Below are 11,806 nucleotides of genomic sequence, written 5' to 3' on the forward strand. Positions count from 1 at the left end.
CTCCCCGCCCACCCCTGCCCGGGACGCGGGCGCCAGGGCGTGTCTTCAGTCTCCCGTCGGGCTCCGCGGTGTCCGGTGCCGTGCATCGGCGTGCCGGAGAAGCAGGTGCACAGTGGTTCTATTCGCCTGTTTCTCCGGGGCGGCGAGGTGCGGTGCCGGGCGCCGTGGAGCCCGACGGGAGACTGAAGACACGCCCTAGTCGGGGCGCGGCGGTGCGATCAGTTCCAACAGGTCTTCGAGCGCCTGCTCCATGTCCACCGAACGATCGTTGAGCCACTGCAACTGGATGCCGTCGGCCACCGCCAGCACCAGCGCCGCCAGCCGCTCCGGCGGAATCGTGCTCTCGATCACGCCGTTGCGCGCCTGCCGGGCCAACAGCTCCCGGATCTGCCCGCGCACCCGCGGATACCGCTCGGCGAAGAACGCGTGCGCCGGATGCTCCGGATCGCTGCCGGCCGCCGCCATCGACACGAACAACTCGATCAACCCGGCCGCCCGCGCCCCCGCGCGCACGATCTCCAGGTGCGGATCGGGCCCCTCGTACTCGTCCCAGAGCCGCCCGTTCTCCTCGTCCCGGGCCCGAAGCACCTGCGTCAGCAGATCTTCCTTGGACGCGAAGTAGTGCATCAGCCCGGGCAGGCTCAGATCACACCGCGCCGCCACCTTGCGCAGCGAGGTCCCCCGGTATCCCTCCTCGGCGAAAACCTCCAGCGCGACCCGAAGAATCTCCCGCCGCTTCGCCTCACCCTTCCCATACGGGCCACGCTTCACCATGCCGCCACCCTAATGGCGTTCCCGGCCGCCGAAGGGTTCGGGTGAGGCAGGGGGGCGCGGGGTCAGCGGGGGAGGGTGGCCTTGGTTTGGAAGTCCTTCATGGAGACGATCCGGTCCTCGGTGGGCAGTCGGATGGTCACCGGGGCGCCGAAGGAGTCGTAGTTCGTGGTGGAGACGTGGCCGGCGCGGTTGGAGTCCAGACGCAGCACGTAGGGCTTGTCCTTGGCGGCGATGAAGTAGGTGTCGGTGGTGGTGCCCCGGTGGGCGACGATCGCGGTGGTCGGCACGCCGGCGACGGTGGCGGCGAGCTTCCTGTCCTCCTTGGCCGAGGAGGCGACCTCGTAGAACATGCCGCACCCGTCCCTGGCGGGTCCCCGCACGAAGGACTGCTTCAGGTCCGCGGGTACGTCGTAGGCCGCGCCACCCGCCTTGCGCAGCGATTCCACCGCGAGGTCGGTGCTCATGTACAGGTCCGTGCCGTGGCAGAACATCTCGCCGGCCGGTTCGGTTCCGCCGATCGTGATCACGATGTGCATCCCCTGACGGGGGTCGGACCAGATCTCCTGGGTGCCGCCGGCCACCGCCGTGGTCGACCCCTTGGCGTGGAACGTGGTCGCGCCCATCGCCGTGTTCACCCGGGTGGGGGTGCCGCCGGACTCGTCCTCCGACGTGGAACACCCGACCGCGGCCACCCCGAGCGCCAACGCGGCGACGGCCACCGAGCGTATGCGGATCCTGCCCATGCGTCCTCCGTACCTCGACCGATTCCCTCCGGAACCGGCCCGACGATCATCCGCCGAGCCTAGGGATCCGCTCCCGCGCGGGTCATTGCCGGATTCCGGCAGTCAACTCGACCGAAGAGCGCGGCACACGCGTCGGGCGTACCCGGCCCGGGTGGGCCGCCACCAGCACGAAGGCCAGGCCGTAGGCCACGTAGCAGGACGAGCGGAACAGTTCGAAATCCGTCATGTGCCACTCCTGGTCGGGCAGGTGCGGCACCGACCAGACCAGGAAGCTGGGGAAGACCAGGAGACCGGCGAACAGCGCGGTGTGCGCCCGGGTGTGCGGGCCGTGCAGCGTGGTCCACAGCAGCAGGGCGATGGGCACGCACCACACCCAGTGGTGGCTCCACGAGATCGGACTGGCCAGCAATCCGGTCACCGCGCACGCGGGCAGGCCCCACGCGTCCCCGCGCCGCCGGTACGCGATCAGCGTGCAGCACAGGCCGAGCAGGCTCACTACGACGATCACCGCGGTCCAGCCGAGGCCGAGGTCCCGGGTGCCGGCGAGCCGGGTGAGCAGGCCGCGGATCGACTGGTTCGCGGCGTTCTCCAGCCGCCCGACCCGCTCCGGATCGAAGACCAGGTCGGTCCAGAACCGTCGGGTGACCCCCGGCAGCACCATCGCGGAGAACGCCACGGTCGCCGCCGCCGTCGCCAGCGCCGTGCCCGCCTCGCGGCGCCGCCCGGTGAGGAGGAGGTACACGACGAACACCGCCGGGGTGACCTTGATCCCGGTCGCGATCCCGAGCACCACCCCGCGCAACGCGGCCCCGCGCGGCCGGGTGAAGTCCCACAGGACCATGGCCGCCACGGCGAGATTGACCTGTCCGTACCGCATGGTCGTGAACACCGGCTCGAACCAGATGGCGAACGTCGTGGCCGCCGGCACCACCGCCGGCCCGAGCCGACGCCCCTCGGGGTCCACCAACCGCATCGACAGGCGCACCACGACCGCGACAAGCAGCAGGTTCACCGCGACGCCGACCCCGAGCAGCACCCGCAGGGGCAGGTAGGTGAACGGCACGAACAACAGCGCGGCGAACGGCGGGTAGGTGGCGCGCAGGCCGTGCGGCGTGTTCAGCGGGCCGTACAGGTCGATCCCCTCGCGCACCGCCAGCCCCTCGGCGCGGTAGACCACGAGGTCGACCATGGACGGGTGGCTGAGGTGGCGCACATACAGATATACGGCGATCGAGCACGCGCAGGCGAGGGTCCATCCGACGATCCGCCGTCGCTCCCCGAGCCGTCCCCACCGCGCCCACGCCGCGGCCGGACCGGGGCGCGGGGGCGCCGCCGTATCCGGCCGAACCATGGGATGTGAACCGGACCCGACGGGTCGTCTCATGCGACGAAACTAACCCGTCGGGCGGGTGCCGGCGCGGGTGTCGGCGCCTGCGTGTCGGTCGGGGTGAGGCGCGCCACTCGGCTTTCGAGTTGGAAATTGTCCGGATTTGCCTTAGATTCAATGGTGCGTGAGGCGTTTTGTGCACCAAAATAGCAACCATGTGAGCACATGTGCCTTGGATTCAAACTGGAGGTAGTTTCATCCCCGGCGCTGTGCGTGAGTACGTCCTGGCCCACCAGAGCGGCATTCTCTGGGCGGCCACCGCGCTGTCCCTCGGCCTGCTCGTCTACATGCTGTTGGTGTTCGGCCGCTTCCTGATCTATTGGGCCGGCACCCGGCACGCCTTCCGGCACAACCGGCCGGCCGATCCCGGCGACCCGACCGCCTTCGAATGGCACCTGGTCGTCCCCTGCCGCGACGAGGAGGCCGTGGTCGCGCAGACGCTCGCCGGCCTGCGTCGCTCCGCCCCGCACGCGCACCTGTGGGTCGTCGACGACCACAGCGACGACCGCACCGCGGAACTGGTCCTGGCCGCCGCCGAACACGACGAGCGGGTGCACCTGGTCAGCCGCCGACGCCCGAACGCGCGGATAGGCAAGGGCGCCGCGCTCAACGCCGCCTACCGCGAGATCCGCGCCTGGCTGCCCGTCGACGCCGACCCCGCGCGGATGATCGTCGGCGTGATCGACGCCGACGGCCGGCTCGACCCCGGTGCCCTCGCGATGGTCTGCACCGACAAGGCGATGGGGCGCCCCGACACCGGCGCCGTACAGATCGGCGTACGCATGCGCAACGTCGACGACCCGCGCCCGCTGCCCGAGCGCGGCCGGTTCGCCAACGCCCGGGCCCGGCTCCTGGTCCGCATGCAGGACATCGAGTTCCGCGCCAACAACACCGGCATGCAGCTGCTGCGCCGGCGTACCGGCAGTGTCGGACTGGGCGGCAACGGTCAGTTCGTCCGGCTCGGCGCCCTCGACTCGCTCGCGGGCGACGACGGTCGGCCATGGCCCGAGCGCGCGCTGCTGGAGGACTACGAATCCGGCCTCGAACTGCGCCTGGCGGGCTGGCGGCTCACCCACGTCGCCGAGGCGCAGGTCTCCCAGGAGGGCCTGCCCTCCTCCCGCCGCTTTCTGGCCCAGCGCACCCGCTGGGCCCAGGGCAACCTCCAGTGCCTGCGCTACACGCGGCGGGTGCTGGCGTCCCCGCACTACCGCTGGTCGGGCAAGGCCGAGGTGCTCTACACCTTCCTCCAGCCGCTGGTGTGCGTCCTGCTGGTGCTGCTCACGCCACTGTCCCTGGCGATCACCGGGGTCGGACTGATCGTGTTCCCCGACGAGACGGCCGACTTCCAGTTCCGCTTCGGGCCGGTGATGGCCGCCGCGTTCGTACTCGCCGCGGTGCCGATGGTGGCGTGGGGTCTGGCCTATCGCAAACGGGTGCACGCCGACCGCGGATGGCTCACCGGACTGGGGTGGGGCGTCCTGATGTGGCTGTACACCTACCACCTGTTCGTGGTCGCCTGCCGCGCCGCCGTCCGGCTCGCGCGCGGCCGCAACGGTTGGGCGAAGACCCGGCGCAACGCCGAGGTCGAGCTCGCGGGCGTACCCACCGCGCTCGAAGCCTGACCCCGATTCTTTGCCACTTCCCGCCCCCCGGCTCGGAGATCCGTACGTGAACGTGCCCCACCTGCCCGCCGCCAGTGTCGCCGTCGTCCTCGGCACCCGCCCCGAACTGGTCAAGCTCGCCCCGCTGATCCACGAACTCGGCCCCGCCGCCCGGCTGGTGCACACCGGCCAGCACTGGGACGAGGCTATGTCCGGGCGTTTCCTGCGCGATCTGGACCTGCCCCGCCCCGAACTGCTGACCGGCGTCGGCGGGCGTCCGCGCGCCGGGCAGATCGCCCATTCGCTGGACCAGCTCGACGACGCCTTCGCCGAGCGGCGGCCGGTCGCGGTGATCGTCCAGGGCGACACCAACGCCACCCTCGCCGGCGCGCTGGCGGCCAACGCCCGCGACATCCCGCTCGTCCACGTCGAGGCCGGGCTGCGCAGCTTCGACCGGGCGATGCCCGAGGAGCACAACCGGGTCATGGTCGACCACGTCGCCGACGTCCTGTGCGCCGCCACCGCCACCAACGCGGCCAACCTGCGCGCCGAGTCGGTCGACGAGAGCCGCATCGAGGTCACCGGCAACACCGTGGTCGAGGTGGTCCGGCGCCGACTCCCCGACCGGGCCGCGCGGGCCGCGCTGCTCGCCGGGTACGGTCTGCGGCCCGACGGCTACGTCCTGGCCACCGTGCACCGCCCCGAGAACACCGACACCGCCGAGGCGCTACGGGCCGTGCTGACCGAGCTGGACGCCATCGCCCGGGCCGGCACGCCGGTGCTGTTCCCGATGCACCCGCGGACCCGCGCCGCCGTCGACCGGTTCGGCCTGGCCGCGCTGCTCGGGCGGATCACGACCGTCGAGCCGGTGGGCTACGGCGAGTTCCTGGCCCTGGCCCGGCACGCCGCGCTGCTGGTCTCCGACTCGGGCGGCATCCAGGAGGAGTGCACGGTGCTGGGCCGGCCGCTGCTGGTGGTGCGTCGCTCCACCGAGCGTCCGGAGGCGATCGACGCGGGCTTCGCCGTGCTGGTCCGGCCGGGTCCGGAGTTGGGCGACACGGCGCGGTCGTGGCTGGCCGACTCCGGGGAGCGGCTGGCTCGGTTGGCCGCGACGGCCAGTCCGTACGGGGACGGGCTCGCGTCGGCGCGCATCGCTCATCTGACCGGGCGGCTGGCCGGGGTGGCGGCACCGGTGGCGGCGTAGGGCGATCGGCGCAGGCTGTCCGGGATCAGGCTCGCCGATGCCAGGCCCGAAACGGCCGGCCCGGCGGCGGTCGGCCACCGTAGCGCCGCGCCGGCCGCCTCCCGCACCGCGCCCCCGCGCCCGGGACCGGAGGCCCCCGACCCGACCCGCGCCCGCCGCGCACCACGTGCGTCGGAGCGGCGATCGGAGGCGGGTCGCGGGCCCTGTGCGGCAGGCGGCCGGGCGTGGTGGGCTCGGGCAACAGGCCGGAGGGACCGGATGGGCCGGCGGGTGGCGCGGGGCCGGATCCGCCGGCCGGGAAGTCGGAAGAGCGGTGGTCGGGTCAGACCCGGCTGGGTACGCGGGAGCGGTCGACCTGGCGGATCGCGTCGTCGACGGTCGACTGCGCGGTGTCCAGCCACGCGTGGGTGATGTCGAAGCTCTCCCCCACCTCGGCCGGCCACCGATGCAGGCGCGGTTCCTCGCCGGCCTCGGCGGGGCGCGCGTGCAGCAGCGCGTGGCTCAGTCGGGCCACCGCCGCGAGTTCCTCGCCCGCCACCCGCAACCACTCGCGCACGGCGGGGTCGGTGACGTGGCCGATGTTCCCCGGATCCTGGAGCGCCTTGCCGATCGCCCCGGCCGAACGCCCGGTCAACTTGCGCGCCCGCAAGCCGGGCGGCAGGCCGGTCAGGCGGGACAGTTCGGAGAGCACAAGCCCCTCGACGAGCGTCACGGAATAGGTCAGTCGGCCGATCTTCAACAGGTAATCGTCATCTGGAAGCACCCCGTCATTCTCCGTTACCCACCCTGCCCCTGGGTCACTTTCCCACCCCGCGTGTCTCGGCCCGAAACGGCTGCGCGTTCCGCGACCGGGGCGATGGGGGTCGGCAGGCGAGCTGTATGGTTTCTACATCGTTGTAGAAGTTTTGATCGCGGAAGTCGCGCAAGTCACGCAAGTAGCGGAAGTCGCGGAAGGGGGCTCGGGCGCGGTGGGTAGGGCTCAGCGGGGTGCCATGTGGCGGCAGATCGTTCGCGTCGCGGTCGAGCGGGAGTTTTGTGGGCCGTGGCTGCTCGGCGAGTTGCGGCGGCAGGGGTTCGAGGTCGCCGCCGAGCGGTTGTACGCGATGTTGCGCCGTATGGAGGGCGACGGCACGCTCGTGTCCGAGCACCGGACGGTCGACGGGCAACGACGCCGGATGTACCGCGCCTCCGCGGCCACCCGCGAGCGCGTGGCCCGCGAGTAGCGCGCGGTCGGCGGCGCGGTTTTGGGCCGAGCGCATGTCGTGGAGACACGCGCTACAACGGCGTCGCGGCGATCAGGAGCAGGACCAGGGCGACCGCGGCGTTGAGCGAGGCCAGTACGGACACCGTGGTGCCCGTCGCGGCGACCAGGGCCGCGACGCCCGCGCGGGAGCGGGGGGTGGGCCACGCGGTGGGCGGCGGTGGACCGAGCAGGGCGGCGACCCGACGCGGCACCGGTCCGGGCGCGGCGAACGCGGGTGCGGCGAACGGCGGGCGGCCCTTGGCGGCAAGCGCCGCCTTGCCCACTGCGCGGGCTATCGTGCGCCGGTCGCCGAGGGCTTCGGCGGCGTCCTCGTCGGCCCAGCGTTCGACCGTGTAGGCGACGGTGGTGTGGATCGGACGCAGCAGCGGATGGGCGCAGGCCGCGAGTCGGGTGGCGGCGAGCGCGAGGTGGTGACGGCCCCTCAGGTGGGCCCGCTCGTGGGCGATCAGCGCGCGGCGCTCCTCGTCGTCGAGCGGGAGAAGCATCCCGGTGGAGACCACGATGCGGTCGGGCGGTCCGCGCAGGGCGTAGGCGTAGGGCGTCGGGTCGGGCAGCACGGTCAGTTCGCCGCCGGCGGGCGCGCCCGCGACGGCGTTCAACGCCAGGCGGTGCTCGACCCGGTCGCGCCGGTGGGTGACGGCGACGGCGGTCAGGATGGCCAGGAAGGTGGGGATGGCCAGGATCCCGAACAGGCTGACGTGCGGGATCGCGTCGCGTACCTCCGTGTCCGACCAGCCGTCGGGCAGCGGATTGCCGGGCAGTTGGGCCGTGCCGACCACGACCAGCAGCGCCAGGCACAGGGTGCTGCACACGGACAGGACCACCGAGACGACGGTGAGCAGGCGGGTGGCGGTGCGCGGGTGCAGGTGGTCGCCGGCAAGTCGGGCCACCGGGAACGCGGTGAGCGGCAGCAGCAGCGGCAGGTAGAGCGCGAGCGGCATGCTCAACCCCGGCTCTCGGCCGGTCCGGCGGCGCCGAGCAGGGCGCGCAGGATCGACTCGTCGGCGGCCGAGAGTTCGGAGACGAAGCTGGCGAGCACCGCCTGGCGATCGGCCTCGTGGTCGAGGAGCGCGCGCATCCGGCGGGCCACGATGCCGGCCTCGTCGGTGACCGGGGTGTAGGCGTACGCCCGTCCGGAGCGGGCCCGGGCGAGCAGTCCCTTGTCGTGCAGGCGGGACAGGATGGTCACCACCGTGGTGTAGGCGAGATCACCGGCCAGTTCGGCTTGGACCCAGGCCGCGGTCCGCGGTCCGCGCGCTACCCACAGCAGCGCCAGCACCTCCGACTCCAGCTCCCCCGGGCCGCGCCGCACCGCACGCGCCGACGGTTTGCCGGGATTTGGACGGACCGTCATATCGCCTCCGGGAGTCGTGCCGCGGGTCGTGCCGAGGTGGTGTCGGTGTCGTGCGGAGGTGGTGGTGATGTGGCGTCGAGGTGGCGAGGTGGCGCCGCGCCGCCGCTCCACCGTTCCACATCCGTGCTCCGAGCCTTCCGCGCCCGGATGCTTTCTGCGCCTCTGTGCTTTCTACACCTATGTAGAGTATCGCCGCCGACATCCACGGCACCGGCCGCACCCACTGCGGCCCCGCACCCCCCGACGCTACGGGACGCCCCCGGTCCCGCGCCGACCCGAGGTGTCGGCGGGCTGTCGGGCCCACAGGCCGATGTCCATGTCGAAGGCGATCAGCAGACCTCGCGGGGTGAAGGTGAGCCCGCGGGACGGGGCCGGGAGGAGGATGCGGTCCAGGAGACGGCCGGCGTCGAGGTCCCAGATTCGCGCGGTGTGGTCGTCGGCACCGGTGGCCGCGACGGATCGGCCGCCGACCGTGCCGCACGCGATGGCGTGCACGCTGTCCGCGTGACCGGTCAGCGGTCGGCCGAGCGGGGTGCCCGCGCGCGGATCCCACATCCGCGCGGTGGCGTCGCCGGCGGCGCTGACCACGACGGGACGGCCGCGCACGGTCGTACAGGCGAGCGCGTGCACCACGCCCGTGTGGCCGGTCAACGGTGCGCCGACGGGCCGACCGTCGGCGGGGTCCCACACCCGTACGGTGCGGTCGGCGGAGCCGCTGACCACGACGGGGCGGCCGTCGAGGACGGTGCAGGCCAGCGCGTGTACGGGTCCGGTGTGGCCGGTCAGGGGCGTCCCGATCGGCCGGCCCGTGAGCGGGTCCCATATCCGGATCGTGGCGTCGGCGGATCCGCTGACCACGATCGGCCGGCCGTGCAGCGTGGTGCACGCCAACGCGGTCACCCACCCGGTGTGTCCGGTCAGCGGCTCGCCGAGTCGGACCCGACCGGTCAGGTCCCAGAGCCGGACCGCGTTGTCGCGGGATCCGGTGGCCGCGATCGGCCGGCCGCGCACGGTGGTGCAGGCGATCGCGTGCACCCACCAGACGGGTTCGGCCAGGCCGGCGCCGATCGGGTCGGGGATGTCGAGGCGGCGGATCCGGATCCGGTCGTCCTGCCCGCCGGTGACCACGACCGGCCGGCCGGCGACCGTGGCACAGGCCACCGCCCACACGGCGCGCCCGTGGCCGTGCCGGGGCCCGCGCGGTTCGTCGACGAGCCCGGTGCCACCGGCGGCGATCGGCTTCCACGCACCGGGCGCGGTCGTGCGATTGAGCCATGCGGCCAACGCGGGTGCGCCGCGCCGATGGGCCTCCAACGCGAGCAGCCGCCGCCGGGCGGGCGGTACGGCCCCGTGCGGCGGCGGCGTCGGATGCACGACGGCGGCCATCCGCCGCTCCGACATCCCCGCCCGAGCGAACGCGGCCAGCAGATCGGCGGGGTCGCCCCACGCCAGGTACGCGTCATCGGCCAACACCTCGCCCAGCCGCCCGGCCGCCTCGGCATACACCAGGACATGCCGCAGCACATACGGCGAAGCCACATCCCACCGACGCCGCGCCCCCTCACGCCCGACACACCCCAGCAGTCGATCCAGCACGGCCCCGGCCGTCGGCACACCCGCCTCGGCAGACGATCGCGGGTGACACATGAGGTGCTCGACGAGTCCCTGGTGGAAGAGCCGGTACAGGAGCGTCCCGTCGTGGTCGGGGGTCGCCCGCACGTGGAACAGCGCATCCGGCAGCAGCGCGCGGGCCCGCTCGGGGTCGAGGTCGGGCGCGAACAGTCCGGCCAGGGGCAGCGCGACGTCCGCCGGCATGCCCTCACCGCGCGCATGTGCCAGCGCGGCCAGGATCGCCCGGATGTGCTCACCGTCGGCCCGTACGCCCAGATCCAGATCGAGCACGGCCGGCAGGTCGGTCGGCGCCAGGCCGCCCCATCGCGCCGCCTCGTCCGGGTCGGCGGGCGGCGGGACGGCGGCCAGGTAGTGGGCGAAGACGTCGGCGATCAGGAACGCCCCCCACCCGGCCCCCGCCCCGCCACGCGACGCGAGCCGATCGGCGACGGCCCGGGCCAGGCTCTCCCGGATCGCCCCCATCGCAGCCGGCCGATACGCGGGCACCTCGGCCAACCGACCCCGGAGATACGCGGCCAGGTCCGCCCGTACCTCGTCCGGGTCGGCGGCATCCAGGTCGAGCAACCCATCCTGGGCGCGGGCCAATTCGAACAATCGATCGAACATCGGCAGGCGCCGTGCCGCCACGATCAAGCGCACCGCCGGACGGTGGTCGGCGCGCCGAATCCACGCCAGGTCGGCCAGGTCCGCACAGGTCGCGGCCGGTTCGAGGGCTTCGTCGAGAGCGTCGACCAGGATCGCCGGAATGTGCGGCCCGTCCCCGAGCAGCCGCGCCAACGCCCCCGCATCGAACAGGTCGTCCGGGCGCGGATCGTCGGGCACGAGCTGCCGGACGATCGCGGCCAGGATCTCGTGCCGCGTACGCCCCCGCGCATGCACGGCCGCCAAGTGCACGGCCACGGCGGGACAACATCGAGGATCGTCGGCGAGCAACCGCCGCCGCACCTGCGGAGCGGCGGCGACCAATACGGGGTGCGCCGCACACGCAAGCACCGACAGCAGAGCCGACTTGCCCGCGCCGGGACCACCGGCAATCACCCGCAGCCCGCCCACGTCGACATCGTCCGCCCAGCCGACCAACCCCCGCAGCCCCGAACGCCGCCCCACAAACCCGACACCGGCGCGACCCTCGGCCACGCTGTACCCGACGACCCCGGATTCGAGGAACGCCCGTAACGCCGGATCGATGCCGGCGACACTGGGCGCGGTCGGATCGAAGCGTGGGTTGGGAAGGAACGGCAGGACCGGTTCGTCCCGAGCCGGAGGCGTCGGCGTGCTGTACACGGGAAGGCCGCGACCGGGCGATTCCCCCATCGCCTGCCGGATCCGCCGGGACACCACGGAGAAGGCGACGTGCGAGCGCGCCGGGTCGGCATCCAGTCCGGTACGCGCGACCTCGTCGAAAACCCGGACCAGGGCCCGCCCGAATCCCCCGTCGCACACACCCGGCTCCCCCACGCCGGCAGCAATCACCCACACCTGTGCGGACGTATCCGAGCGATTCACCAATGCCCGCACCGCAGCCGCGTCGGCCCCATACATATCGAGGAGAAAAAGCGTCGGCGCGTCACCCCGTTCCGCATCGGCGATCCACCGCCCGACCGCGACGTCGGGCCCGATCCGCCCGTACCCGGCGACGTAGACCACCCGGGCGGCGGCGATCGTATCCGCCACACCGCTGCCCGACTCCGCGCCCGGAACGCCGGTATGGACCTCCGTCGTGCGGTACCCGAGCCGAGTCAGCGCCGCGGCAACCTCCGCCCAAGCCGGCGCGTGCCCTCCGTGCCCTCCGCACCCCTCCGAACCGACCGCATCCCACCGGCCGGTCCCCACCACCACGGCACGCG

The 11,806-nt window shown here is 73.1% G+C and carries 10 protein-coding genes; 3 read left to right on the forward strand and 7 right to left on the reverse strand.

All coding sequences use genetic code 11. The features are described 5' to 3' along the window. Positions 1-195 precede the first annotated feature (195 nt). The 3 genes from ACWGR4_RS34555 to ACWGR4_RS34565 form a co-directional block, all read right to left on the reverse strand. Entirely contained in the window at positions 196-774 is a 579-nt protein-coding gene (locus tag ACWGR4_RS34555) for a TetR/AcrR family transcriptional regulator (RefSeq protein WP_452132843.1), read from the reverse strand. 62 nt (positions 775-836) lie between these two features. Further along, a complete protein-coding gene (locus tag ACWGR4_RS34560; protein WP_452132844.1) occupies positions 837-1,517 on the reverse strand; it encodes a hypothetical protein in 681 nt (226 codons plus the stop codon). A gap of 82 nt (positions 1,518-1,599) precedes the next feature. Beyond that, positions 1,600-2,868: a glycosyltransferase 87 family protein gene (locus ACWGR4_RS34565; RefSeq protein WP_452132845.1), complete on the reverse strand. Its 1,269-nt coding sequence runs from the start codon at positions 2,866-2,868 to the stop codon at positions 1,600-1,602. A 245-nt stretch (positions 2,869-3,113) separates the two neighbouring features. Here ACWGR4_RS34565 and ACWGR4_RS34570 point away from each other — a divergent pair, with 245 nt between their 5' ends. Both ACWGR4_RS34570 and wecB read left to right on the forward strand, forming a co-directional pair. Continuing rightward, a complete protein-coding gene (locus tag ACWGR4_RS34570; protein WP_452132846.1) occupies positions 3,114-4,526 on the forward strand; it encodes a glycosyltransferase family 2 protein in 1,413 nt (470 codons plus the stop codon). A 46-nt stretch (positions 4,527-4,572) separates the two neighbouring features. After that, the gene (wecB, locus tag ACWGR4_RS34575) at positions 4,573-5,709 is read left to right on the forward strand and encodes a non-hydrolyzing UDP-N-acetylglucosamine 2-epimerase (protein WP_452132847.1); all 1,137 of its coding nucleotides are present in this window, start codon (positions 4,573-4,575) and stop codon (positions 5,707-5,709) included. Positions 5,710-6,031: 322 nt separating this feature from the next. On the opposite strand, the gene ACWGR4_RS34580 is transcribed toward wecB, so the two are convergent. Beyond that, positions 6,032-6,472, reverse strand: a complete 441-nt coding sequence (locus ACWGR4_RS34580) for a hypothetical protein (RefSeq protein WP_439679260.1) — start codon at positions 6,470-6,472, stop codon at positions 6,032-6,034. 229 nt (positions 6,473-6,701) lie between these two features. Here ACWGR4_RS34580 and ACWGR4_RS34585 point away from each other — a divergent pair, with 229 nt between their 5' ends. Then, complete coding sequence (locus tag ACWGR4_RS34585) at positions 6,702-6,932, forward strand: helix-turn-helix transcriptional regulator (RefSeq protein ID WP_380009625.1); 231 nt, start codon at positions 6,702-6,704, stop codon at positions 6,930-6,932. 52 nt (positions 6,933-6,984) lie between these two features. On the opposite strand, the gene ACWGR4_RS34590 is transcribed toward ACWGR4_RS34585, so the two are convergent. From ACWGR4_RS34590 to ACWGR4_RS34600, 3 genes are all read right to left on the reverse strand, one after another. Beyond that, the gene (locus ACWGR4_RS34590) at positions 6,985-7,914 is read right to left on the reverse strand and encodes a M56 family metallopeptidase (protein ID WP_380009875.1); all 930 of its coding nucleotides are present in this window, start codon (positions 7,912-7,914) and stop codon (positions 6,985-6,987) included. A gap of 2 nt (positions 7,915-7,916) precedes the next feature. Continuing rightward, the gene (locus ACWGR4_RS34595; protein WP_380009628.1) at positions 7,917-8,327 is read right to left on the reverse strand and encodes a BlaI/MecI/CopY family transcriptional regulator; all 411 of its coding nucleotides are present in this window, start codon (positions 8,325-8,327) and stop codon (positions 7,917-7,919) included. A 246-nt stretch (positions 8,328-8,573) separates the two neighbouring features. After that, positions 8,574-11,633: a hypothetical protein gene (locus tag ACWGR4_RS34600; protein ID WP_452132848.1), complete on the reverse strand. Its 3,060-nt coding sequence runs from the start codon at positions 11,631-11,633 to the stop codon at positions 8,574-8,576. Positions 11,634-11,806 lie beyond the last annotated feature (173 nt).

It is taken from the genome of Embleya sp. NPDC055664 (assembly GCF_053618075.1).

Coding starts and splice junctions, on each gene's coding strand:
- ACWGR4_RS34555 (WP_452132843.1), bottom strand. CDS start 774: ATGGTGAAGCGTGGCCCGTATGGGAAGGGTGAGGCGAAGCGGCGGGAG.
- ACWGR4_RS34560 (WP_452132844.1), bottom strand. CDS start 1,517: ATGGGCAGGATCCGCATACGCTCGGTGGCCGTCGCCGCGTTGGCGCTC.
- ACWGR4_RS34565 (WP_452132845.1), bottom strand. CDS start 2,868: ATGGTTCGGCCGGATACGGCGGCGCCCCCGCGCCCCGGTCCGGCCGCG.
- ACWGR4_RS34585 (WP_380009625.1), top strand. CDS start 6,702: ATGTGGCGGCAGATCGTTCGCGTCGCGGTCGAGCGGGAGTTTTGTGGG.
- ACWGR4_RS34590 (WP_380009875.1), bottom strand. CDS start 7,914: ATGCCGCTCGCGCTCTACCTGCCGCTGCTGCTGCCGCTCACCGCGTTC.
- ACWGR4_RS34595 (WP_380009628.1), bottom strand. CDS start 8,327: ATGACGGTCCGTCCAAATCCCGGCAAACCGTCGGCGCGTGCGGTGCGG.